Source organism: Methylomonas sp. BG-2 (assembly GCF_057766305.1).
Genome location: NZ_JBYMAP010000031.1, coordinates 1 through 26,100 on the forward strand (window position 1 = coordinate 1; position 26,100 = coordinate 26,100).

Annotated in this window: 19 protein-coding genes; 9 read left to right on the top strand and 10 right to left on the bottom strand. The window is 56.6% G+C overall.

Annotated features, from left to right (window positions below; all coding sequences use genetic code 11):
- The 3 genes from AC3B8H_RS04710 to AC3B8H_RS04720 form a co-directional block, all read left to right on the top strand.
- Positions 1–1,108: sensor histidine kinase (locus tag AC3B8H_RS04710; RefSeq protein ID WP_488440466.1), on the top strand; the 1,108-nt coding region annotated here is incomplete at its 5' end.
- A gap of 78 nt (positions 1,109–1,186) precedes the next feature.
- Positions 1,187–1,627 (top strand): FecR family protein, encoded by a 441-nt coding sequence (locus tag AC3B8H_RS04715; protein ID WP_488440467.1) that lies wholly within the window; start codon positions 1,187–1,189, stop codon positions 1,625–1,627.
- A gap of 12 nt (positions 1,628–1,639) precedes the next feature.
- Positions 1,640–2,233, top strand: coding sequence for an OmpA family protein (locus tag AC3B8H_RS04720; RefSeq protein WP_488440468.1), 594 nt, complete (start codon positions 1,640–1,642; stop codon positions 2,231–2,233).
- A 92-nt stretch (positions 2,234–2,325) separates the two neighbouring features.
- On the opposite strand, the gene AC3B8H_RS04725 is transcribed toward AC3B8H_RS04720, so the two are convergent.
- The 9 genes from AC3B8H_RS04725 to rpsB form a co-directional block, all read right to left on the bottom strand.
- Positions 2,326–3,036, bottom strand: coding sequence for a DsbC family protein (locus AC3B8H_RS04725; protein WP_488440469.1), 711 nt, complete (start codon positions 3,034–3,036; stop codon positions 2,326–2,328).
- Positions 3,037–3,097: 61 nt separating this feature from the next.
- The gene (gene rseP, locus AC3B8H_RS04730; RefSeq protein ID WP_488440470.1) at positions 3,098–4,462 is read right to left on the bottom strand and encodes an RIP metalloprotease RseP; all 1,365 of its coding nucleotides are present in this window, start codon (positions 4,460–4,462) and stop codon (positions 3,098–3,100) included.
- Between the two features lie 2 nt (positions 4,463–4,464).
- Positions 4,465–5,649 (bottom strand): 1-deoxy-D-xylulose-5-phosphate reductoisomerase, encoded by a 1,185-nt coding sequence (ispC, locus tag AC3B8H_RS04735; RefSeq protein WP_488440471.1) that lies wholly within the window; start codon positions 5,647–5,649, stop codon positions 4,465–4,467.
- On the bottom strand, positions 5,646–6,569 hold the full coding sequence (locus tag AC3B8H_RS04740) for a phosphatidate cytidylyltransferase (protein ID WP_488440472.1): 924 nt from the start codon (positions 6,567–6,569) through the stop codon (positions 5,646–5,648). The genes ispC and AC3B8H_RS04740 overlap by 4 nt, the downstream gene beginning before the upstream one ends.
- Before the next feature lie 38 nt (positions 6,570–6,607).
- The gene (gene uppS / locus AC3B8H_RS04745; protein ID WP_488440473.1) at positions 6,608–7,372 is read right to left on the bottom strand and encodes an undecaprenyl pyrophosphate synthase; all 765 of its coding nucleotides are present in this window, start codon (positions 7,370–7,372) and stop codon (positions 6,608–6,610) included.
- A 12-nt stretch (positions 7,373–7,384) separates the two neighbouring features.
- Positions 7,385–7,942, bottom strand: coding sequence for a ribosome recycling factor (gene frr, locus AC3B8H_RS04750; protein WP_064030541.1), 558 nt, complete (start codon positions 7,940–7,942; stop codon positions 7,385–7,387).
- A gap of 2 nt (positions 7,943–7,944) precedes the next feature.
- Complete coding sequence (gene pyrH / locus AC3B8H_RS04755; protein WP_488440474.1) at positions 7,945–8,667, bottom strand: UMP kinase; 723 nt, start codon at positions 8,665–8,667, stop codon at positions 7,945–7,947.
- Between the two features lie 140 nt (positions 8,668–8,807).
- The gene (gene tsf, locus AC3B8H_RS04760) at positions 8,808–9,692 is read right to left on the bottom strand and encodes a translation elongation factor Ts (RefSeq protein ID WP_488440475.1); all 885 of its coding nucleotides are present in this window, start codon (positions 9,690–9,692) and stop codon (positions 8,808–8,810) included.
- Positions 9,693–9,826: 134 nt separating this feature from the next.
- Positions 9,827–10,570 carry a 30S ribosomal protein S2 gene (rpsB, locus tag AC3B8H_RS04765; RefSeq protein WP_488440476.1) on the bottom strand — a complete coding sequence of 248 codons (744 nt, stop codon included), beginning with the start codon at positions 10,568–10,570 and terminating at the stop codon, positions 9,827–9,829.
- A 217-nt stretch (positions 10,571–10,787) separates the two neighbouring features.
- Here rpsB and map point away from each other — a divergent pair, with 217 nt between their 5' ends.
- Both map and glnD read left to right on the top strand, forming a co-directional pair.
- On the top strand, positions 10,788–11,600 hold the full coding sequence (gene map / locus AC3B8H_RS04770; RefSeq protein WP_488440477.1) for a type I methionyl aminopeptidase: 813 nt from the start codon (positions 10,788–10,790) through the stop codon (positions 11,598–11,600).
- A complete protein-coding gene (gene glnD, locus AC3B8H_RS04775; RefSeq protein WP_488440478.1) occupies positions 11,597–14,236 on the top strand; it encodes a [protein-PII] uridylyltransferase in 2,640 nt (879 codons plus the stop codon). Before map ends, glnD begins: the two co-directional genes overlap by 4 nt.
- Before the next feature lie 115 nt (positions 14,237–14,351).
- Here the strand turns inward: glnD and AC3B8H_RS04780 are convergent, their stop codons facing one another.
- The gene (locus tag AC3B8H_RS04780; protein ID WP_488440481.1) at positions 14,352–15,572 is read right to left on the bottom strand and encodes an FAD-dependent monooxygenase; all 1,221 of its coding nucleotides are present in this window, start codon (positions 15,570–15,572) and stop codon (positions 14,352–14,354) included.
- Between the two features lie 269 nt (positions 15,573–15,841).
- Here AC3B8H_RS04780 and AC3B8H_RS04785 point away from each other — a divergent pair, with 269 nt between their 5' ends.
- The 4 genes from AC3B8H_RS04785 to hypF form a co-directional block, all read left to right on the top strand.
- A complete protein-coding gene (locus AC3B8H_RS04785) occupies positions 15,842–21,373 on the top strand; it encodes a glutamate synthase-related protein (RefSeq protein WP_488440479.1) in 5,532 nt (1,843 codons plus the stop codon).
- 138 nt (positions 21,374–21,511) lie between these two features.
- On the top strand, positions 21,512–23,251 hold the full coding sequence (locus AC3B8H_RS04790; RefSeq protein WP_488440480.1) for a sulfite reductase subunit alpha: 1,740 nt from the start codon (positions 21,512–21,514) through the stop codon (positions 23,249–23,251).
- Positions 23,252–23,536: 285 nt separating this feature from the next.
- Positions 23,537–24,502: a hydrogenase expression/formation protein HypE gene (gene hypE / locus AC3B8H_RS04795; RefSeq protein ID WP_488440482.1), complete on the top strand. Its 966-nt coding sequence runs from the start codon at positions 23,537–23,539 to the stop codon at positions 24,500–24,502.
- A partial coding sequence (hypF, locus tag AC3B8H_RS04800; protein ID WP_488440483.1) for a carbamoyltransferase HypF occupies positions 24,502–26,100 on the top strand: 1,599 nt, incomplete at its 3' end. The genes hypE and hypF, both read left to right, overlap by 1 nt.

Here is a 26,100-nt window from a genome sequence, read left to right on the forward strand (position 1 = left end):
GAATGCGATTGTCGACGCCGTCGTGACCACGCGCGACAACGGTGAAATCGACTTTATGAACGCCCGCGCTTTAGATATGTTCGGTCCCAAGCTACTCGAAGCCGGCCGCAATATTGACCAATTGTTTTCGGTACAAGTCGCCGGCAATATCCGGCTCCCCAGCGAATTGATCGCCGAAAGCCAAGGCGCGCACGCCCCTCTTAAATTCGAACATTGCCGACTGACCGTCAGCGATCAACAAAGCGTAACCGCCAATCTGGTAGTGGCACCGCTGTTCGGCAGCCAAGGCGAAGCGCTCGGTGCCGTGATTACGGTCAACGACCTCAGCGAACGCATGCTAATGGCAAAGCTGTTGCTGAAAAAGGCCGAGGAATTCAGTGAGATCCGCGAGTCCATGGATCGCGTCGAGCAAATGAGTACCGCCAAAAGCCAATTCATGGCCCAAATCGGCCATGAGCTGCGCACACCATTGAACGCGGTCATCGGCTTTGCGCAATTGCTGCAAATGGAGGACCCCGAGCACCCACTGGCCGCCGAACATCTGGACGCCGCGAACGAGATATTCAAGGCCGGCATGCATTTGCTGAATTTGATCAACGACTTGCTGGACTTGGCCAGAATCGAATCGGGGAAGCTGAGTCTGAACCTAACCACGGTCGAACTGGCGCCACTGTTGGACGATTGTCTGGCCTGGATCGCGCCGCTCGCCAACCCGAACGCGATCGCGGTCGAACTGGACAACCCGCTGCCCCCGACGACCTGTTTGCACGCCGATGCCGGCCGCGCCAAGCAGGTCTTGCTGAATTTTTTGTCCAACGCCGTCAAATACAATCGGCCCGGCGGCCGTATCGTCGTATCGACCCAGACCACCGACACCGGCTATATTCGGATATCGGTAACCGATACCGGGCCAGGATTAAACGCGGCACAACTCGATCGCTTATTCGAATCCTTCGAACGCCTGGGTGCGGAACACAGTGACATCGAGGGGACCGGCATCGGTCTGGCAATCGCCAAGCAGCTGACGGAGTTGATGGCGGGACGAGTCGGCGTCAGCAGCATCCCCCAGGTTGGCAGCACTTTCTGGGCCGAGTTTCCGCGGGCATAAGCCCTAATGCCGTCTATACTTGCCGGCGAACCCATCGCGCGGCTTGCGCAAGGCTTTCGAACTTTCGAGAGGGCATCCATGAAAATCTTATTCTTATGTTTGATCTGGCTGAGCTGCGCCGCCGGCTCGGTCCGCGCGGAGCAGTCGGCCATCGGCTACGTCAAAACTGTTGCCGACGCAACGGTGATCGTCGAAGGCAATCTGCAAGTTCAGGCCGTATTGGGCTCGCCGATCAGAGTCGGTCAAGTCATCAAAACCGACGAGCGCGGCGCGGCCGGAATTACGTTGAAAGACAACACCGTGCTGTCGATAGGACCGAACACCGAACTGGAAATCAAGGCCTACCAATTCGAACCGCAACAGGACCGCTTGGAATTGAATGCCAGCTTGCTAAAAGGCACGCTCCACTATATTTCCGGCGTTATCGCCAAACTGAAGCCGGAGGCAGTAACGCTGAAAACGCCGTCCGGCGTCATCGCGGTGCGCGGCACGCGATTTCTGGCCAAAGTCGATCCATAAGCGGGAGCCGCCATGACTATCAAGCGAATTAAACCCTTAATACTGCTGCTAACCGTCGCGCCGATGTTCGCCGGCTGTAGCTCGTCGTATCTGGTGTTGTTGGAAGATCACGACGGCAGCACCGGTCAGGTGGTATTCAAAGCGGCAGACGGCGAAACCGTGTTGGACCGCGCCGGCTTGGCGACCCGCATCGACCAAAAGGGAGAGGTTTATCAGGCCGACCAAAAACAGATTCAATCCGACTTCGGCCGTGCGCTCGGCTCCGAGCCGGTCGCACCGGAAGTTTTTTTGTTGTACTTCGAAACCGGCGGTACCCGCTTGACGGTGGAATCGGCGGCGCAGCTACCTAAAATCATCGAATCGGCAAGCCGCCACCCGGCTGCCGATATTTCCATCATCGGCCATACCGACACGGTCGGCGCGGCGGCCGACAACGAGACGCTGGCGAAAGAACGCGCCGAACAAGTGGCCAAGCTATTCGGCACCGGACAGCTGGATGTCAAGGAAATCGCGGTGACGTCTCACGGCGAGAAAAACCCGCTGGTAAAAACCGCCGACGAAACTCCGGAACCGAAAAACCGGCGGGTCGAAGTCACGATACGCTAGATTAGCCAGTCTTCTTGAAAGACTTGAATCAATCTAAAACCCGCTAACCAATCGCTTAGCGGGCTTGGCGACAACAAAGCGTGCTTGCAGGCTTATTCGCTGGCCAGGATTTTGGCGAGTTGGGCGGCCGGCACGTACCCCGGCAATACGTTACCTTTTTCGGTGACGATCATCGGCGTGCCGTTCATGCCGAATTCCTCGCCCAAAGCCATGTGATTATCGACCGGATTGTCGCAGGCTTTGCTGTCCAGATTTTCGCCTTTCTTGGCCGAGGTCAGCGCTTTGTTGCGATCGGGCGCGCACCAGACCGACACCGCTTTCTTGTAGGAATCCGACCCCTTGCCGGCCCTGGGGAAAAACAAGTAGCGTATCGTGATGCCCTGCGCTTGATATTGCTCCATCTCGGAATGCAGTTTCCGGCAATAGCCGCAATCAATGTCGGTAAACACCGAAACCTGATGCTTGGGTGACTCGGGTTTGAAAATAATCATATTTTTCTCGCCGACTTTGTCGAGCGCGGTTTTTCTGGCGCCGGCCTGCTTGGTTTCGGTGATGTTTTTCTTAGCCTCGGCATCGAACAGCTGCCCTTGCAACAAATATTTGCCGTCTTCCGAAGCGTAGAAAATATTGGCGCCCATCGTGACTTCGTATAAACCTTTGATTTCAGCCGGTTTGATTGAATCGATCTGCCCGGACGGCATGAAATCGGTCAAGGCTTTCTTGATGGCGGCTTCGTCGGCGGTCGCGTTAGCACTGATCGCGGCCGAAGCGGCAATCACCAGGGTTCGAAACAATGTTTTCATGGAATAGTCCGAGGAATGGTAAAGAAAGCGGTTGACTCGACGCGGCGCGAATCGTTCCAAGTTATTGGAACAATCGGTCAATATCCAAAAACATCGCCAGCGCCATCAGCATCATCAGCAAAAACATGCCGACTTGTTGAAAATACATTTGGATCTTGTCCGGCAACGGCCGACCGCGCAACGCTTCAACCAGATAAAACAGCAGGTGGCCGCCATCCAGCACCGGCACCGGCAACAGATTGAGGACGCCCAAGCTGACGCTGACCAAGCCGAGAAACTTCAAAAACGCCGTTAGGCCCATTTCCGCCGACTGGCCGGCATATTGGGCAATGCTGATCGGACCGCTCAAATTATCGACCGAAGCCGAACCGACCAACATCTTGCCCATCATTTTCAGCGTCGCGGTCGCGTAAAACCAAGTCCGCTCCAAGGCCAGCGGCACCGCGTCCCAGGGCGTTTTAGACGACTTGACCAACACCGAATCGCTCAATTCCTTCGGTATGTAGACACCGGCGCCGATCTTGCCGATCTCCCGGCCGTCGTCCTGATGTTCGCGGCGCGGCGTAAGTGCCAACGGCACTTGTACGTTGTCGCGCTCTATCAGCAGTTTGATCGTTTGATCCGGTCTGGCTTGCACATAATCAACCCACTGTTGCCATTCGCCGATCGGATTTCCATCGGCGCTGACAATCAGATCGCCGCTCAACAAACCCGCCTGCTTGGCGACACCGTCTTCGAGCAGTTTACCCACTACCGGCTTGACCACCGGCATCCACGGCTTTAGTCCGAGGCGTTTGTGCAAAATTTCCGGAGACTCGACATCGCTAGGTTGTAATTGCAACTGTCTAAGCTGCCGGCTATCGTCGTTACTTTTAACAGCAATGTCGATTTGGGTCTGGCCGTCGATTGCCGACGACAGCACGGCGTCCAAGGCATCCATCCAGGTCGGCGTATCCTTGCCGGCCACGCCGACAATTTCATCGCCAACCGTGAAACCGGCCGCAGCCGCCAATGACTCCGCTTCCACGCCACCAACAACAGGTCTCACGCCGACTTCGCCCAGCACCAGCACGGTCCAGAACAAAACCACGGCCAGCGACAGGTTGGCCAACGGTCCGGCCGCGACCACCGCCGTTCTGGCCCACAAGGGTTGGCGGTTAAAAGCGTAGGGCAAATCCTCTGGACTCACCTCGCCCTCCCGCTCGTCGACCATTTTGACGTAACCGCCCAACGGCACGGCGGCAATGACGAACTCGGTGTCTTGGGGCGCCTTGCGCCAAGTCCAGATCGGCTTACCGAAACCAATGGAAAAACGGATAACTTTGACACCGACTTTACGCGCCACCCAGAAATGACCGAATTCGTGAAATGCGACCAGAACCGCGATAGCGACAATGAAATAAAAGACGGTGTGCAGCGTATCCATGGTTAGGCGGTCAATTCGGCAATGATGTCGTTTGCGACTTGCCTAGCTTGACTGTCGGCTTGCAGGATCAGTTCCAAACTATCGGCACTGTCCGCTTGAAACCTCGCCATGCCGCGCTCGATGATTTTGGCGATATCGGTGAACTTGATCTTCTCGTTCAAAAATGCATCGACCGCGACTTCGTTGGCGGCATTCAACACGGTCGGCATGATCCCGCCGGCCTTGATCGCTTCGTAGGCCAGGCGCAGACAGGGGAAGCGGTTTAAATCGGGCTGTTCGAAATCCATGTGTTTGACCTCGAAAATGTTCAGCGGCGCGACGCCGGAATCGAAGCGCTCCGGCCAGGCCATCGCATAGGCGATCGGCGTACGCATGTCCGGATTGCCCATTTGCGCCAGGACCGAGCCGTCCACGTAATCGACCATCGAATGGATGATGCTTTGCGGATGAATCACGACCTGGATCGCATCCGGGTCCATGTTGAACAACAGGCAGGCTTCGATCAACTCCAGCCCTTTATTCATCATCGTCGCCGAATCGACCGAGATTTTCCGGCCCATATCCCATTTAGGATGCGCCACCGCTTGCTCTGGCGTGACAGCATCCAGATCGGCAATCGGCGTTTGCCGAAACGGACCGCCGGAAGCAGTCAGCAAGATGCGTCGCGCTTGCTTGGCGGTATGTCCGGTCGTATAGCCGGCGGGCATGCATTGAAAGATCGCGTTGTGTTCGCTGTCGATCGGCAGCAGCGTCGCGCCGGACTCGGCGATCGCTTGCATGAATATCCCGCCGGACATCACCAAGGCTTCCTTGTTCGCCAATAACACGGTTTTGCCGGCCTTGGCGGCGGCCAGCGTGGGCAGCAGGCCGGCGGCACCGACGATAGCGGCCATCACAGCATCCACGCTTTCCAGCGTCGCCACGGTTTCCAGTGCTTCGGCACCGGCCAACACCGTGATATGCGCGATCGGCGAACCGGCGATTTTGGCTTTGAACGCATCGGCATTGGCCGGGTTGGCGACAACCGCATAGTCCGGCTTATGCTCCAGACATTGCTGGAATAGTGCATCGATGTTGCCGTTGGCGGTCAGCGCGACGACCCGATATTGATCGGGATGACGCGCGACGACATCCAGTGTGCTGACGCCGATAGAACCGGTCGCGCCCAGTATGCAAATACCTTTCATGAGTAAAAAATCCGGCCGATCAATAAAATGCCCGCATAGAAGAACGGAGTTGCGGCAACGATACTGTCTATCCGGTCGAGCACGCCGCCATGACCCGGCAACAAGTTGCCGCTATCCTTGACGCCCTTGCGGCGTTTGACCAAACTGAAAAACAAGTCACCGTAGATCGATATCAAAACAGTGAATACCGACAGTATCAACATATCGATAAACACCAATTCGTCCAGGAACTGCATCATACCTTCCTGGGATTCCGCCGATTCGGTGGAAATGGTTTTGCCGTAAATAAAGAAACCGATTCCGCAAACCACCGCGGAGACCAACGCACCGTACATGCCCTGGATGGTTTTGCCGGGGCTGATTTCCGGCGCTAATTTATCGCTACCCCATTTTTTGCCCGCAAAATAAGCGGAAATATCGGCCGCCCAGATCAACAACAACAAGTAAATCACCATGCCGGAACCGTAATAGGCCCGCAGCTTGCTCAGGAACATCCAGGCTGACATCAACACCATCCAACCCAGGAAGGCTTGCAAGCGCGGCGAAAACTCGATTGTCAACAGCTGCGGCCCGGTCTGGCGTATCAACACCATGGTCAGAATCCAAAACAACACCGGCGCAAACACCAGCCATTCCAACACATCGGAATAATCCTTAATTTCCGGCCATTCCATCGCTTCGCTGAGCAACTCCAGCAATTCGGTCCAATAAGTGACGCCGAACATCGGCACCAGCATCGCGACGAAAAACAACAGCTTGCGTCCCAAGCTTTCGACGCCGGTCAACGCCAGCCATTCCCAAGCGGCGATAAAGGTAATGACGGCGATAAAAAGCGAAAACAACGGGGCGGGCAATTCGAAGACGGCGGCGATGGCCAGTGCCGCCAACACCGAGGCGGTTAAAACGCGTTTCAATAACATGAGCTGATTTTCTTATATTTATGGTTATGGAAAAATCCCTAGCGCACTTTTTGAGCAATGACCTGCTCGCCGGTGTGCCCGAAGCGACGTTGCCGGCCCTTGAAGCTGGCGATCGCTTTGTCGAGCGAGGCCTGATCGAAATCCGGCCATAAGGCGTCGGTAAAATAAAACTCGGTATAGGCCGATTGCCACAGCAGAAAGTTGCTGATGCGCTCTTCGCCGCCAGTGCGAATGAACAGGTCCGGCTCCGGCAAGCCGGCGGTCATCAGGTGGCTATCGACCAACTGTTCGGTTACTTCGGACGCTTGAATGACGCCGGCCAATACGTCGGCGGCTATTTTACGCGCGGCTTGGGTAATATCCCAGCGGCCGCCGTAATTGGCGGCTATCAGCAGGGTCAAACCGGTATTTTGGGAGGTCTGTTGCTCGGCGGCGGCAATTTTTTGTTGCAGTTTCTCGGGGAATGCGCCTTTGTCGCCAATGATTTTCAAGCGGATGTTGTTCTTGTCGAGTTTGTCGACCTCGGATTGCAGCGTCGCCATGAATAGCTCCATCAGCAAACTGACTTCATCTTGGGGACGGCGCCAATTCTCGCTGCTGAACGCGAACAGCGACAGCACTTCGATTTGCTGTTTGGCGCAGTATTCGACGATTTTTCTGACCGCTTTGACGCCAGCATGATGCCCCATGATTCTGGGCATCATCCGCTTCTGCGCCCAACGGCCGTTGCCGTCCATAATGATGGCTATATGCCGGGGATTGCCGTTATCCACAGCCGTTTTTTCGTTGCTGACATCAGTCATCTCGCCTCCCGCTTACATCGAAAGCAGGTCGGCTTCTTTCTCTTCGAGATGCTTTTCCACTTCCTTGATGTATTGATCGGTGAGCTTTTGAATTTTATCTTCGGCCTGACGAGCGTCATCCTCGGAGATCAGCTTTTCCTTCAACGCGTCCTTGACCGCCGCATTGGCGTCTCGACGAATATTGCGTATCGCCACCCGCCCTTGTTCGGCCTCGTTTTTGACGATCTTGACCAGATCACGGCGGCGTTCCTCGGTCAGGGCCGGCAGCGGCAAACGGATCACGGTGCCTTGAGTGGCGGGGTTCAGTCCCAATCCGGACGATAATATGGCTTTTTCGATAGCGCCGACCATGCTTTTTTCCCAGGGCACCACTTTCAAGGTTCGCGCGTCTTCGACAGTGACGTTAGCCACTTGGGACAGCGGCGATTCCGAACCGTAATAAGACACGCTGATTTGATCCAGCAGACTGGGATGCGCCCGCCCGGTCCGGATTTTACTGAAGGCTTTCTGCAAAGCCTCTATGCTTTTCACCATTCGGCTCGCGGCATCTTGTTGAATATCGCTGATCATTGTTATTGATTCCTCACAATTAGAGAGCCGATGTCTTCGCCGCGCATCAGGCGCATCACCGCTCCCGGCTCAAAAACATTCATTACCCGCATGGGCAGATTGTTGTCCCGGCATAAGACCAATGCCGTGGTATCCATCACGTTCAAGCGCTGGTCTATCGCTTCGTCGTAGGTCAAACGCGGGTAAAAAACCGCGTCGGCCACTTTGTTGGGATCGGCGGAATAGACGCCCTTGACCTTGGTCGCCTTAATCATCAAATCAGCGTCGATTTCGATCGCGCGCAGACTGGCGGCGGTATCGGTCGTAAAAAACGGGTTGCCGGTACCGGCCGCGAAAATCGCCACCCGGCCTTTTTCTAGGTGCCTCACGGCCCTGCGCCGAATGTAATCCTCGCAGACCTGATTGATTTTCAACGCCGTCATTACCCGCACCGGTTGACCCAAGTATTCCAGCGCATCCTGCATCGCCAAGGCATTGATAACCGTTGCCAACATGCCCATTTGATCGCCAGTCACTCGATTCAGGGTTTCCGACGCCTTTTCGCCGCCGCGCAGAATATTGCCGCCACCGATTACCAGCCCCACTTGCACGCCGGCGTCGCATAAATCCTTCACTTCGAGGGCTAAGCGCTGGACGATATCCGGATCGATACTACCGCCTTTCTCGCTCATCAGGGCTTCGCCGCTCAACTTCAGCAAAATTCTTTGGCAAATCATTTGATTCATAATCGAACGTCCGTCGGGAGTTTGAGTTAAAGCAACGAATTGTAGAACATAACCGCGTCGAATCCGCTCGACGCACGGCTACTCGCAAATTCAGGCGGAAACCGTTCTCGACTCGGCGCCGGTTTCCGCCTCTGCGCGGCCTAGCCTCTAACTTGCGCCATGACCTCGGCGGCGAAATCCTCTTCTTTCTTCTCAATACCTTCGCCGACTTCGAAACGAGCAAAGCGTACCGCCGAATTGCCTTTCTCTTTCAATAATTGGCCGACGGTTTTGCTGTCGTCCTTGATGAATGCCTGACCTTGCAGCGTAATTTCCGACAAAAACTTGTTAATGCGGCCTGAAACCATTTTTTCGACGATGTCAGCCGGCTTACCTTTGATTTTCTCTTCTTGCTGCGCCAAGAAAATTTCTTTCTCTTTTTCGATGGTTTCCGCGGCTACTTCATCGGCGGAAATGCAAATCGGCTTGCTGGCTGCAATGTGCATCGCGATATCTTTACCCAATTCGGCATCCGCTTTCGCCAGCTCGACGATAACACCGATTTTGCTACCGTGCAGATAAGCCGCTTGACCGCCATCGGTAGTAGTGTATTTGACGAAGCGGCGCACGGTGATGTTTTCACCAATTTTGGCAATCAATGCCCGCCGGGTTTCATCCAAGCTGACACCTGTACTCAACAACATGGCCTGCAAATCTTCGTCGCTATTGACAGTGCTGCTCAAGAGGCTGTTGACCACATCGTTGGTGAATCCGATAAAGTCTTCGCCCTTGGCCACGAAATCGGTTTCGCAGTTGACATCGGCCATCACCACGGTTTTGCCATCCTCGGAAACTTTGACGCCAATGATGCCTTCGGCGGCAATTCGGCCGGACTTTTTATCAGCCTTGGCCAAACCAGCCTTACGCATGTTCTCGATTGCTAATTCCATGTCGCCGTTGGCCTCGACCAAGGCCTTCTTGCATTCCATCATCCCGGAACCGGTACGCTCACGCAGTTCCTTGACCATCGCCGCACTAATACTCATCGTTTTTTCCTCAAGTTTATTAACTAAAAAAACGCCTCACTAAGGAGGCGTTTAAAAGACATACGGTACCGGACACATAACAAGCATCCGGAAGGGCCCGGCGGCATGGCGGCCGGACACCGTCGGAAATTTGCTTACGCTTCCGCGGAGACTTCTTCGACGAAATCGTCGGATTTGCCACCGACGTCCATTCGCAAGGCTTTTGCTTCCAAAATCGCGGCGGCGGCACTTTGACAATACAAAGTGACGGCGCGGATCGAGTCATCGTTGCCGGGAATGACGTAATCAATATTGTCTGGAGAGTTGTTGGAATCGACAACGCCGACCACCGGAATGCCTAATTTTTTGGCTTCCATGATGGCATTTTTTTCGTAGCCGACATCCAACACGAAAATCGCGTCGGGAATACCGCGCATATCCTTGATACCGCCCAGGCTACGCTCCAACTTTTCCAGTTCGCGTTCCATGCCCAGCGCTTCTTTTTTGCTGAAGCGTTGGTACAGCGTACCGTCGGCTTTCATCGCTTCCAGTTCCTTCAAGCGATTGATCGATTTTTTAATGGTCTTGAAGTTGGTCAACATGCCGCCCAGCCAACGATGGTTGACATAGGGCATGCCGCAACGCGCCGCTTCTTCAGCTACGACTTTACGGGCGGCTTTCTTGGTACCCACGAACAGTATGCTACCTTTATTGGCCGTCATTTGACCTAAATAGTTCATCGCATCGTTGAACAACGGCAAGGTGTGTTCCAGATTGATGATATGAATTTTATTCCGCGCTCCAAACAAATATGAAGCCATTTTGGGGTTCCAGTAACGGGTTTGGTGACCGAAGTGCACACCCGCTTCCAGCATTTGACGCATTGACACTGCTGCCATTTACTTCTCCTAAAATTGCCGAATAATTCGGCGTTGGGTTACGCCTCCACTGATCCCGACCGGTGACCCGCCTTTTCAAAAAAAGCCGAGCACCCCACCGATCGTGTCGATAAGTGTGAGTATTGGTTACTTGGTGAACTTACCTTTATACCATGATCGCGTTTTCCCAACAAGCTTAAACCTGCTAGACTGCGCTGCCTTAGCGGCGCATTCCGCGATGCGATCCCGCGCGGCTCCTTGTTTTTTCAACCATTACGACCCTCGAATGACTATCAGCATTAAGAACGCCGACGAAATCGCGAAAATGCGCGTGGCAGGCAAATTGTCCGCCGAAGTATTGGAAATGATTGCACCGCATGTCGTTGCCGGCGTGACCACCGAGGCGCTCGATAAAATTTGCCACGATTACATCGTGGACGTTCAACACGCCGTTCCGGCGCCGCTGAATTACCGTGGTTTTCCAAAGTCGATCTGCACATCGGTCAATCACCAGATCTGTCACGGCATTCCAAGTGAAAAAAAATTAAAAAACGGCGACATCGTTAATATCGATATCACGGTCATCAAGGACGGCTACCACGGCGACACCAGCAAAATGTTTTGCATCGGCGACGTCAGCCCGCACGCCAAGCGCCTGGTGGACATCACGCGCGAATGCCTGATGCTGGGGATTGCCGAAGTCCGCCCCGGCAAGCATTTTGGAGACATTGGGCACGCGATCCAAAAGCACGCCGAAAAGCATCGCTACTCGGTGGTTAGGGAATTCTGCGGGCACGGCATCGGCAAGCAATTTCACGAAGAACCCCATGTCATGCACTTCGGCAAACCGGGCGACGGCGCGACGTTCGAACCAGGCATGATTTTCACGATAGAGCCGATGATCAACCTCGGCAAGCGCCACATGAAAATCCTCGGCGACGGCTGGACCGCGGTCACGAAGGATCACAGCCTGTCGGCACAATGGGAACACACGATCTTGGTAACCGAAACCGGCCACGAAATCCTGACCCTGAGGCAAGAAGAGCTGTGAGAGGCAGTTGCTTTTCCGAAAACGACTTCCTGGGTTGTTTCGGCCAAGACAATCCAGTCGCCTCGTTCAAAAGCGCCATCGCCAAGGAAAATGCCCATTTAAAGCTACGCTTCAACCCCGATCAAGCGACCGCCGGGCTGCTGACCGAGAAAGCCCATTTCATCGACAACCTGCTGCAAGCCTGCTGGAAGCACTTCATGGGGGCTTGCGACACCCACCACGGCCTGGTGGCGACCGGCGGTTACGGACGCGGCGAACTATTCCCCTACTCCGACATCGACATCTTGGTTCTGCTGGACGTCACTTGCGCCGAGGACTACCGGGAAGCCGTCGCCGGTTTTGCCAATTTTCTGTGGGATATCGGCCTAAAACCCGGACTAAGCACCCGCAGCATCGCCGAATGCCTGCAAGCCGCGGCAGCCGACCAAACCGTGTTTACCAGCTTGCTGGAGACCCGCCTGATCGCCGGCAGCACGCCGCTATTTGAAACCCTAAAGCAACAGGTCAATTCCGACAAACTGTGGCCGTCCGAAAAATTCTTTCCCGCCAAGCTCAGCGAGCAAGAGCGCCGCTACGCCAAATTTCACGACACCGCTTATAACCTGGAACCGAACATCAAGGAAGGCCCCGGCGGCCTGCGCGATCTGCAAGTCATCAGCTGGGTGTTCAAACACCACTACAAAGCCGCATCGCTGCGCGAGCTGATCAAATACGGTTTTCTACCCAAATCCGAATACGACAATTTGATTACCGCTCGCGACATACTGTGGCGCCTGCGGTTTGCACTACACAACCTAACCGGCCGCTGCGAAGACCGCCTGCTGTTCGATTACCAACGCGAGCTCGCCGCCCAATTCGGCTATTTCGACACGAACAATCAGCCGGATGTCGAGCAATTCATGCAATTTTTCTTCAAGACCGTCGTCGATATCGAGCGACTCAATGAAATGCTGTTGCAATTGCTCAACGAAAAACTGATCAGCAACAAGGAAAGCCTGAATCCCATCCCAATTACCGCGAACTTTTCGTCAATCGACGGTTACCTGGAAGCCTCCAACAAGGACGTCTTCCAAAAGCAACCGCTGGCGCTATTGGAAATATTCTTGATTTTGCAACAATCGCCGTCGTTAAAAGGTATTCGCGCCAGCACGATACGGCTAATCCGTAAAAGTCTGCCCCTTATCGACGAGGACTTCCGGCAAAACAAGCAAGCCAACCGCTTGTTTATGGACATACTGCGACAACCGCGCGGCATCACCCACCAACTTAAGCGCATGAACCGCTACGGGATATTGGCGGCTTATCTGCCGGACTTCGCCAACATTGTTGCCCGCATGCAGTACGACCTGTTCCACATTTACACGGTCGACGAGCATACGCTGTTCGTGATTCGCAACCTGCGCCGCTTTTCACTGGCCAAGCACAACAAGGAATTGCCGTTTTGTAACAACATCTTCCTGCTGATTTCCAAGCCGGAAATTTTGTACATCGCCGCGTTGTTTCACGACATCGCCAAGGGCCGCGGCGGCGACCATTCGACTCTGGGCGAAACCATCGCCCGTCAGTTTTGCCAGCAGCACGAGTTGCCCAGCTCCGACACCAAAATCATTACCTGGCTGGTTCGCAACCATTTGCTGATGTCGATGACCGCGCAGCGCAAGGACATCAGCGATCCCGACATCATTCACGACTTTGCATTGCACGTCGGCAGCATCGAATACTTGAACTACCTGTATTTGCTGACGGTGGCCGACATTCGGGCGACCAACCCCAGTCTTTGGAATGCCTGGAAAGATGCATTGCTGAAGGAGCTGTACATTTCAACGCACCAAGCGCTGCATCGCGGCCTGCTCAATCCAATGGCCCGATCCGAACGCCTCGACGAAAACCGCAAGGAAGCCCGGGACGAATTGATCAAGCTCGGCTTATCACCGGCGTCGATAGAACGTTCTTGGCAACACGTCAGCGACGATTATTTTTTGCGGTACTCCGGTGACGAAATTGCCTGGCATACGGTCGCGATTGCCGCCTGCCACGACCACGAATTACCTCTGGTGCTGTTGCGTCCGCAAACCTTGCGAGGCAGTGCGGAAATTTTCGTCTACACCCACAACGACGTTCAGATTTTTTCGATCTGCACCGCGACCCTGGATCAATTGGGCTTGACCATCCTTGACGCCCGCATCATCACAACCGCCGATCAATACGTTTTAAATAGCTTTCAAGTCCTGGAACAGTCCGGCAAACCGATTACCGACTTACACCGGGAAGTACATATCTGTACCTCTCTGCGCCACGGCCTATTGACCAAGACGGTTAAATCGTCGAAAAACATCCATAAGCAATCGCGGCAAGCCAAGCACTTCCCAATCAAAACCACGCTGACCTATCTGGAAAATCCAACTGATAAACACACGATATTGGAATTGGTGACGACCGACAGAGCCGGCTTGTTGTCGACGATAGGCCGAGCCTTTACCGAACAAAACATCCAGTTGCACGATGCAAAAATCACCACGATAGGTAGCCGAGCCGAGGATATGTTTTACGTCTCCGAGCTGGACGGCTCGCCGATTACCGATCACCACCAGCGCGAAGCATTGCGCGAGACCATACTGCGCCTGCTGAACGGCTAGCAGCCACTTGGCGGTCAGTAAAGCGCTCGCCCAGCGGAGCAAAAACGGATGAGCCTCGTTCGCCTAAACCCAAGACCTTCCGGCAACGCAAGGCCAATGCCTTACTCAGCGACTTTCAGAGCAGCAACAAACGTTCGCCCCGAGCCAACTTTGGCAACCGGCCTTCCAAGCCCATCGCGGCCCTCATTACCTTGTTCCGCGCCGGAGCGATACGCTGCGCCAGACCCAAGCCCAGATTGCGCAAAATCTTTAATGGCAGGATATCGTTGCTGAACGATTGATAAAACACGTCCATCACCGTCATCATTTTCAAATTCTCGTTACGCCGCATCCTTTCGTAACGTTGCAGCACCGCCGCGTCGCCAATCGCCTTGCCCTGCTTGCCGGCTTCGATTACGACTTCGGCCAGCGCGGCGGCATCCAACAAGCCGATGTTCACGCCTTGCCCGGCCAGAGGATTGATCATGTGCGCGGCATCGCCCACCAAGGCAACGCCTTGCTTGACGTAATGCTGGGCATGCTGGCGCCGCAACGGAAAGCTGGCGACGCCCAGCACGCGCCGGATTTCCCCGAGACAACTCGGGAAAGCGGCGATCAGTTCTCGCTTCAAGTCCTCAACGGGTAGCACCTGCAAACGCTTGACTTCGTCGGGCGAGTTATACCAAACCAAGGAAGCGAAATTGCCGGTCAACGGCAGGAATGCTTGCGGTCCGGACGGAACAAAGCGTTGCCAAGTGATGTCCTGCTGGGGGTAATCGGTCTCGACATAGATCACCAGTGCGTGCTGGTTGTAATCCCAACTGGTCACTCCCAATCCGACCGCCTGCCGAACCCTGGAATGCCCCCCGTCGGCTCCGACCAGCATGCCCGTGGCAATACTGGTGCCGTTGGCCAGCGTCAATACGGTCTGACCGCCTAAATAATCGATAGCCGCGATCGAGCACGGCGCAAGCAATTCGATATTGTCGAAATCGGGCAAGCGCTCCAACAAGGCCAACTGCGTGATTCGATTCTCAACGATGTAACCCAACTCCGATGCGTTGATGTCCTTGCTGTTGAACGTGGTATCGCCCGCCGCTTCCCAAACGCGCATGCGCTGAAACGGACAGCATCGCTTGGACTCAATCCCCTGCCACGCACCCACCGCATCGAGTATGGTTTTGGAAGCGATACTCAAGGCCGATACCCGTAAATCGTGCGGCTGCTCCGGCGAAAACGGCTCCGGCAAACGATTTTCGAGCAGCGCGACTTTCAAGTCACTACCGCCCAAGCAGCAGGCCACCGCCGCGCCGACCATTCCGCCACCCACAATTACCACGTCGTATTGTTGTTTCATCATCTTTTATAGTGTGTTGCCGTTTATGCAATGAGTCTGAAGCCGGCCTAGCCGACCCCATGAATGACAGGCTCTAGCGCGCATGGTATCATTGGAAAGTTTCACCAACCGAAAGCCACCTCGGCCAACGAGAACTGGTTGCGACGACTAGCGCAAAGCGAACTTCTCAAATATAGTGACTCTATCACGCAGTCGATTTAAAAACCATAAACCTGCCGTCGGGCCACTTCAGTTGGTTCATTAATCAGGAAGACAGGATCTGGATAGCTATGAATACACACGCCCAGAAAAAATACACCTTCATGCTTTACGACGCTGACCTGTCGCAAGACAGTTGCGGCGTAGGCTTCATCACCCGCAAGGATAGCAGACAGACTCACGAGTTACTGCTGAAGTCGCACGAGGCCTTGTGTACCATCCCGCATCGCGGTGGTATGAGCGCCGAAGGTATTGGCGACGGCGCGGGCGTGAATATCGACCTGTCTTTAACGTTTTTCCGCAAGGTTACCGGCGATGCAATGCTGGAACTGGGCCAATTCGGCGTCGCCAACTTCTTCTTTCCGGAAGACCACGCCCATTACGATTCCGAAGCGCAAAAACTGGTCGAGGAACATCTGAGGGAATTCGATCTGCCGGTGATCAAGTGGCGCGAGGTTCCGGTCGACCATTCGGTATTGAATGCCGCCTCCGTCAAGGCCCAACTGCCTATTAAGCAACTGATTTTCGGCCGCCCCGCATCGTTAAGGGACGCCAGCCACGAGCAGTTCGAAAAACACATTCAGCAAGCGCTGCTGACCATCGAAGTCGACGGCTTCGGCCGGCCGGAATTGCGGGGATTTTATCCGTTGTCGATGAGCTCGCGCACCCAGGTTTACAAGGGCCGCCTGAACTCGTTTGAGGTTATCCCCTATTTCATCGACTTATACGACGCCGACCACGAAATCAGCACGTTGTTTTTCCATACCCGCTTTTCGACCAATACCGCGCCCGCGACGATGATGGCTCAGCCGTTCCGTTATATGGCGCACAACGGCGAGCTAAATACCGACAAGAAAAACCGCCTCAGCGAAAACGCCATCGCCCGGCAAAACAACAAGCATATTGTATTCCCGTGCGGCCAGTCCGATTCCGGCCGACTGGACCAAACGCTGACTCGCCGCATTAACGAAGACGAACTTGATATCGTCACCGCGATTCTGGCGATGATGCCGCCGGCCTGGGAAAACGACCCCACTTTGTCGGACGACGTTCGCGCGATGCTGGAGTATTTCAGCTTGTACGAAGAGAAAAACGACGGTCCGGCCGCGTTGATCTTCAATGACGGCATCCGTGTGGGTGCCCGCCTCGACCGCCTCGGACTGCGCCCGTTGCGCTCGGTGGAAACCCACGAATACTTGGCGGTGATGTCGGAGGCCGGCCAGATCGATTTCCCGCCGGAACAAGTCCTGCGCCGCGGCCGAATCGAAGCCGGCGGCATGCTGTATTTCGATCACGGCACCGGCGAATCTTACAACAGCCACCAAGTGATGGAACGTCTGGCAAAACAAAAAGATTACAAAGCCTTGCTGGCCCAACGTTGCGTCCACATGGACGAACTGCCGAAAGTCGAATTGTCCGAAATCGGCAACGACCACGAGCTGAACATCGATCAGCGCCATACCGCCTACTCGCTGAACCAGGAGAGCTTTAAGTTTCTACTCGACCCTATCCTGCAAACCGGTCTTGAAAAAGTATCCGCGATGGGATACGGCCTGACGCCGAACGCACTGAGCGCGGCCGAGGGCGGTATGTCTCGCTATTTTAGCCAGCGTTTCGCCCAAGTCACCAACCCACCGTTGGACTCGCTACGCGAAAGTGACGGCATGACCCTGCGCGTCGCCTTGGGCGCGAAACCGACTTTCGCGCCGCCGACCAGCAAGCAATTGATGGTCGATTCGCCTATCCTGCAACGCACCCAGCTGGAGCAAATCCGCCGGCAAAACCAAGTTAAAACCGTCACCCTGGACGCGCTGTACACGCCGAATTTCGCCGACGCCGCCCAAAACGAGCAGGCATTGGAACAAGCGCTGCTTGCGGTGTGCGAACAGGTCGAGCAGGCCGCTCGCAACCACACCGGCATCATCATCCTCAGCGACGCCAAGATCAGTAAACACCAGGCCGCCATCCCCGCCCTGTTGATGACCGCCGCCGCCAATCAGCACCTGGTCAAGCAAGGCTTGCGCTTCAACTCATCCATCGTGATGGAAACCGGCCAAGCCGCCAGCCCGCACGACGTTGCAACCATCCTGGGTTTCGGCGCCTCGGCCATTTGTCCGCTCAGCGTGCATAACCGGGTGATGACCGAATACGCCGACGAAGCCGGCCGCAAAAAAGCCCTGTACAACTTCCAGAAAGGCGTCGAAAAATCGCTGATGAAAACCATGGGCAAATTCGGTTTGTGCACCGTGGAAAGTTACATCGGCGGCGAGTTTTTCGAATCCAACTATCTGGACACCGACGAACCGATATTGAACGCCTACTTCCCCAACATCAACTCCTCGGTCGGCGGCGTGCGTTATGCCGACATCGCCGCCAGCAACACCGAATGGCACCACAAGGCTCTATCGGTGCGGGACGAAAACGACATTCCGTTCCTGGGCCTATTCAAGGAACGTCAGGACGGTGCCGGCCACACCTTCGGCAATACCGCGGTACGCGAATACATCGCGATGACCGACGAGCCGATCCTGTATATCCCGCAGGAACAAGCCAATCAAGCCAGCGACACCGCCTACCGCGATTTCGGCTACGACAAGCGCACCCCGGCACAAATCGACGCCTTCGGTATCACGCCGGCCTACCGCAGCTTCACCCGCAATCTGTCTCTGGAGCGCGCCAACCGCCCCGCCGCATTGCGCGACGTGATGGAGTTTCCGGTTGACGTGAGCACCGCCCACACCCAAGCCGAATTCGACCGTCTGCTCGGCAGCCAAAACCTGCTTGGCAACAACAACTTCCTGGTGCGCGGTCTGAAAGTCAGCCAAGCGAACGCCCCACAGGGAAGTGGGAAGCGCAGCGAACTGCCGGGAGCAATTACCGCCGGGGCAGTGTTCAAAGTCGAATTATGCAACGACGCCAACCCAGCCCGCCTGGAGCAATTGGCCGAACATTTGAAAGCCCGTTTTGCCGACCAGGATTTCGGTATTGCCATCGAAAACAACGCCCTCAGTGTGCGCGTCAATGATAGCGACAGCCTGATCCACGCCTACTTGAGCAATATTCGCACTGCCCGCGAGCGCCTGGATTTGAGCAAAGTACAACCGGCCCACGAAATCACCCCGACGTTCGCGTCAGGCGCGATGAGTCACGGTGCACTGCTGGCCGAAGCTCACGAGGCCGTTGCCCAAGGCACCAACATTGCCGGCGCGATGAGCAACTCCGGCGAAGGCGGCGAACATTCCAGCCGTTTCGGCACGCTGCGCTCCAGCAAAATCAAACAATTCGCGTCCGGCCGCTTCGGCGTTTGGGCCGGTTACTTGGCCGATCCGAACTTGGAAGAAATCGAAATCAAGATCGGCCAGGGCGCAAAACCCGGCGAAGGCGGCCAATTGCCGGCCCCGAAAGTGTCGGTGGAAATCGCCGCGTTGCGCGGCGGCACCCCAAAAGTGGAACTGGTCAGCCCGCCGCCGCACCATGACACCTACTCGATCGAAGACTTGGGACAGTTGATTCACGACGCCAAAGCCGCTCGCGTCCGCGTCGTCGTTAAACTGGTATCGTCGGAAGGCATCGGCACCATCGCGGTCGGCGTTGCCAAGGCCGGCGCCGACGTCATCAACGTCGCCGGCAATACCGGCGGCACCGGCGCGGCAGCGGTCACCAGCTTGAAAAACACCGGCCGCTCGCCGGAAATCGGTATCGCCGAAGTGCATCAAGCGCTGGCCGTCAACGGTCTGCGCGACAAAGTCGTCCTGCGTTGCAGCGCCGCCCACCAAAACGGCGCCGACGTGGTCAAATCCGCCATTCTCGGCGGCGACTCCTTCGAGTTCGGCACCACCGCGCTGATGATGCTGCGTTGCGTGATGGCGAAAAACTGCAACATTCGCTGCCCTGCCGGCCTGACTACCGCCCACGAAGAATTCAAGGGCGATCCGCGGGTACTGGCACAGTTCTTCATGAATCTGGCGCACGAAGTCCGCGAGATCCTCGCCGACTTGGGTTACACCAGCCTGAAGGAAATTCGCGGCAAAACCGAATTGCTGCATTTGGTCAACCATCCGAGCATGGTCGGCCAAATTCACTTGCAGAAACTATTGGCCGAAGTAAATGAAATCAAGATCGCCCAGCCGGTGTATCTGGAAAAAGACTTTGCCATCGACGACCGAATTTTTCCGCGAGTCAAAACCGCATTGTTCGAGCAAGGACTGAAACAAGTCGTCATCGAAGGTGACGAGTTCAAACTCAACAACCGCAACAAAACCGTCGGCGGCCAAACCGCGATCGACCTGGAACGCTTTTTGGCCTACGAAATCAGCGCCGAGCAAGTCGCCGCATCCAAAATCGTTTACACCAACCAGCACTGCCGTCGTTATCTAGCCGACGACACCATCGTCGTCCGCACCCACGGCTCGGCCGGTCAAAGCTATGCCGCGTTCAACAACGACGGCATCCGGATGGAACATACCGGTACTTGCAACGACGGTGTCGGTAAAACCGCGTGCGGCGGCACCATCGTGATTAAGTCGCCCGGCGGCGGCTCGAACCTGCCCGGCGAAAACGTGCTGATCGGCAACTTCGCGTTGTTCGGCGCCTCCGGCGGCAAAACCTTCATCAACGGCGAGGCGGGGGACCGTTTCGCGGTGCGCAATTCCGGGGCGATGGCCGTGGTCGAAGGCGTCGGCGATTTTGCTTGCGAATACATGATCAACGGCGCGGTGCTGAACCTGGGCGGCTTCGGTAAAGGTTTCTGCACCGGCATGTCCGGCGGCAACGCGTACCAATACGACCCGGAAAACCGTCTCGAAGATCTTTACGACGAGACCTCCGTGACGATCCACGGCCTAACCGACGGCAGTGACACCGCGGCCAGCCACGAACAGTTCATTCTGTATATGCTGGAACAACACATCGAACACACCGGTTCGGAAAAAGCCAAAGCCATTCTGAACAATTGGGCCAACGAACGCCGGCATTTCAAATTCGCGCTGCCGTTGTGGCTGAATCGTACCCAGACGGCCGAGTTTCTTACCAAATCGATGGACCGTAAGGCCATGATCGAGGAATTGTCGGTAGCCTTCGCCCAGCGGCAAATCGAGCAAATCAAACAGGCTTATATCCATGACAAGGCCCTGTTCGACGGTGCGATTCCCGCTTACGGCGAAACCGATACCGAGCTGACGCTGAAGCTGATCAATAGCTATGCGGTGATCGACAAGGCGCAACAAATCGCCCGAGATCAGCTCCAAAAGGCCGGGCACCCCGCCACGCCCACCCTAATCGATCAACAAGCCCGCAAATTGGTGATGGAGCGGCCGCGTAAGTTGCAAGACGCGCTGATCAAAAATATCCGCGAGGCCTACAGCCAATACGACGACGGTCAATTAGCGGCACTGATGGCGGCGAAACGCTTGAACGATTACAAGACCACGCTGATGCTGCGTGACGTACAAAGCATTTACTCGATCGGTTCGACTGCCTGGATCATCGAGCAAGACCGTGTCAATCGGGCGGCATTGAGCAACTTACCTTCGGTCGACAAAAATCTGGCCAGCCTGGAAAGTCTGGCCATCGTGCAAAACCTGCTGGAATGCGAGGCAGCGTAGTCGAAATCAAAGTGGACTGGGCTAACCGACGCGCTGCCCAGCTATCTCGCCTTGGCGCCAGGTAGTGTTCCACCGATCCAAGCGACGTTGATTTATAGTGACCGGACCGGCGCAAGCCGGTCCCAAGTTGGTAAAGAAATGAAATCACCTTTTATCCCTGAAAACGCCCCCTACTCCGACTCACAACGTGCCTGGCTCAGCGGTTTTTTCGCCGGCATGCATAGCCACATGCTTCACAGCGCCGGCAGCGTCAATTCCGCCAACGCCCGTAACTTGCATATTCTGTTCGGCAGCCAGACCGGCAATTCCGAATCCCTGGCTCATGACGCCGCCGCCCGCGCCAAAAGCCACGGCCTGATTCCCGTCGTCAAGGGCATGGACGAAATTGAAATTGGTCAACTGGCAAACTTCGAATACCTGTTGATTATTACCAGTACCTATGGCGAAGGCGCGATGCCCGACAACGCCGAAATGCTCTGGGAAGCCGCCAGCAGCGACAGTGCCCCGCGCCTGGAGCAACTCAATTACGCGGTTTTGGCACTGGGCGATACCAGCTACGACCTGTTTTGCCAAGCCGGCAAGGACTGGGACGAACGCCTGCAAACCCTGGGCGCCAAGCGCTTGTTCGAACGGGTCGATTGCGATGTCGACTTCGAAGCGCCAGCCGAACAATGGCTCAGCGAAGTAATTCCGTTGATGGCCGACGGCGCCGAAACCGTCGCGGTCGTCGATACCGCGGTTCAGCCAGCCAAATCCCAATACAATCGCAAAAATCCGTTCCCGGCCAAACTGTTGGTGAACCGCTTATTGACCGCCGGTGACTCCTCCAAGGAAACCCGCCACTACGAAATATCGATCGCAGGTTCCGGCCTGAATTACGAAGCCGGTGACGCAATGTGCGTGGTGCCGACCAACTGCCCGCAACTGGTGGCCGATCTGGTCAAGGCCCTGGGTTGCAGCGGCGCCGAGGAAGAGCCGGTGAACGGCGACCTGATGACGCTTTCCGATGCGTTGCGCACTCACTTCGAGATCAAAACCCCGAGCAAGGAGTTGATCGAAGAAGTCGCCAAACGCTCCGGCGACCAGGAGCTGAACACGCTGTTGCAAACCGGCGACAAGGACAAGCTCGCCGATTACTTGTGGGGTCGCGATACGCTGGATTTGCTGTTGCAGTTTCCCGGCGTCGAATTTTCCGCCGCCGAATTTCTGCGTCTGCTGAAGCCGCTACAACATCGCGCCTACTCAATCTCGTCGAGCAGCAAACAACACCCGGACGCGGTCCACCTGACGGTCGCCAGCGTACGCTACGACGCTCACGGCCGCCACCATAAAGGCGTTTGTTCCACCTATCTAGCCGACTTGGTCGACCAAACCACCGATGTGCGGATCTTCTTCACGCCGAACAACAATTTCCGAGTGCCAAGCGACGACAATCTGCCGATGATCATGGTCGGTCCCGGCACCGGTATCGCCCCGTTCCGCGCCTTCTTACAAGAGCGCCAAGCCCGCAACGCCGCCGGCAAGAACTGGCTGTTTTTCGGCGACCGTAACGCCGCGACCGATTTCATTTACCGCGACGAAATCGAGGCGATGCAAACCAACGGCCTGCTGACCAAGCTGGATTTGGCCTTTTCCCGCGATCAGGCGGAAAAGATTTACGTCCAGGACCGCATGAAGGAACACGGCGCCGAGTTGTTCGCCTGGTTGGAGCAAGGCGGCTATTTCTTCGTTTGCGGCGATGCCTATCGAATGGCCAAGGATGTCGATCAAGCCTTGCACGATGTCATCCGCGAACACGGCAAAATGACGTTGGTTGAAGCGGTTGAATACGTCAACCAATTGAAAAAAGACAAACGTTACGTCCGCGACGTCTATTGACCACGACGGGCAAACCGCCGGACTTTTATCCGGCGGTTTGCCCGCCTAGTCCAGCAACCAGCCAACCACGCCGGTTTTCCGCGGGTCCTGGCGAAGACTGAGTTCCCGTTCCTTGCGAAATCCCACTCGACAACCGCTTATTCGGCTAGAATCGCCGGCTGACCCCGGCGCGTCCCTGCCGGATACCGTGAATTTGATAGGACGGCTAGCGTGGCCCATTCTGCTTACAATCTGAACTTGAAATCCGGCCAGGTCGATCTCAGCCACGGCGGCGGCGGCCGGGCGATGGCGCAATTGATCGACGCCTTGTTCATCAAGCATTTCGACAACGACTTACTGAAGCGGCGCAACGATCAGGCCGTATTCCAAGTACCGGCCGGCCGGCTGGCGATCAGTACCGACGGCCACGTGATCTCGCCATTGTTCTTCCCGGGCGGCGACATCGGTGCGCTCGCGGTACACGGCACGCTGAACGATGTCGCGATGTCGGGTGCCCGGCCCTTGTATCTGGCGGCCGGTTTTATTCTGGAGGAAGGTCTGGCGCTAGCCGATCTGGACCGCATCGTCGCCAGCATGGCCGCCGCCGCCAAAGCCGCCGGCACTCCGGTGGTGACCGGCGACACCAAGGTCGTCGAGCGCGGCAAGGGCGACGGCGTATTCATCACCACCACCGGCGTCGGCATCGTGCCGGACGGCGTTGATATCGCCGGCGACCGCGCCGAACCCGGCTGCGCTGTGCTGGTGAGCGGCAGCATCGGCGACCACGGCGTGGCGATCATGGCCGGCCGCGAGAATCTGCAATTCGGGACCAGCATCGTCTCCGATTCGGCCGCGCTGCACGGCTTGGTGGCGGATATGGTAGCCGCCGCGCCGACCCGGATACGTTGCTTGCGCGATCCAACCCGCGGCGGCTTGGCGACCGCATTGAACGAACTGGCCGAGCAATCCGGCGTCGGCATCGTCGTTGACGAGAATCGCATCCCCATCAAGGCCCAAGTCAGGGCGGCTTGCGAGATTCTCGGCCTCGACCCGCTTTACGTCGCCAACGAAGGCAAACTGGTCTGCATTTGCGAGGCCAATGTCGCCGAAATCTTACTCAAGACGATGCATAACCACCCATTGGGGCAGGATGCCGCGATCATCGGTAGCGTCGTCGCCGATCAGCACCACTTCGTGCAGATGACCACCGGCTTCGGCGGCCGCCGCATCGTGGATTGGCCTGCCGGCGAGCAACTGCCGCGTATTTGCTGATGCCCGGCCTGGCGATCCGGGCGCGCGGCGTGGTGCAGGGCGTCGGCTTTCGACCGACGATCTGGCATCTGGCCAAACAACACCAGCTGACCGGTTCGGTCTGGAACGATCAGGAAGGCGTGATGATTCACGTCTACGGCCCGGCGAATCGACTGCAGGCGTTTACGGCGGCGATTCCCAAGCACTTGCCGCCGCTGGCCCGGCTGGACTCGCTGGAAAGCGGCGAACTGCTCGGCAGCGCGCCGGATGAATTCCGCATCGTGGCCAGTACCGACGGCCACTCGGCCGATACCATCATCGCGGCCGACGCCGCCACCTGCCCGGCTTGCTTGGCCGACATCTTCGATCCCGGCAACCGCCGCTACCGCTATCCATTCACCAATTGCACGCATTGCGGCCCGCGTTTATCCATCGTCCGCCGCGTGCCCTACGACCGGAGCCATACCAGCATGGCCGGTTTCGCGATGTGCCCCGAGTGTCTGCGCGAATACCAAAATCCGGCCGACCGGCGCTTTCATGCCCAAGCCAATTGCTGCCCGGTATGCGGCCCCAGGCTGTGGCTGGAAGACCTTCACGGTCCTCTCTCCGGCGAACCGATAACGCGAGCCGCCGCCGCGATCCGCGCCGGACAAATTGTCGCGATCAAAGGCCTCGGCGGATTTCATTTGGCTTGCGATGCCGGCAATGCCGATGCGGTGAGCCGGTTACGCCAGCGCAAGCACCGCTACGCCAAACCGTTCGCGCTGATGGTGCGCGATATGACGATACTGCACCGCTACGCCCGGTGTTCGGCGCGGGAAAGCGCCGCGCTGCAATCGCCGGCCGCCCCCATCATGCTGCTGGCGGCGGCCGGTGCCCGTCTGGCGCCCGAGGTGGCACCGGGCGACGATAAACTGGGCTTCATGCTGCCGTATACACCGTTACATCATTTGTTGACGGCCGAATTGAACATCCCCATCGTGCTGACCTCCGGCAATGTTAGCGACGAACCCCAGTGCACCGACAACGCGGCGGCCCGCGCCGATTTGGCCGGTATTGCCGACCTCTGGCTGATGCACGACCGCGATATCGTGAATCGCCTGGACGATTCGGTCGCTCGCTTGCTGGACGGTGAGATTCGCTTGCTACGGCGGGCGCGCGGGTACAGCCCGCAAGCCTTGCTACTTCCCGCCGGCTTCGAACGGGTGGACGGCGTTCTGGCAATGGGTGCCGAATTAAAAAACAGCTTTTGCCTGATTCGGCGGGGTCAAGCCATCGTCGCCCAACATGTCGGTGACCTGGAAAACGCGGCGGTCCAACGCGACTATCGCCAAGCGATCGATCTTTACCGGCAACTGCACGACTGCGCGCCGGCCCAGATCGCGATCGACCGTCATCCCGGTTATCTGTCCAGTGCCCACGGCCGCGACCTTGCCGCCACGCTATCCGCCGAGCTGAGCGAAGTCCCGCATCACCACGCCCATCTGGCCGCCTGCCTGGCCGAACATGGCGTGCCGTTGACCGGTCCACCGGTGTTGGCGGCCATTTTCGACGGCTTGGGCCTGGGTAGCGACGGCGGTTTGTGGGGCGGCGAATTTTTTTGGGGAGACTACCGGACA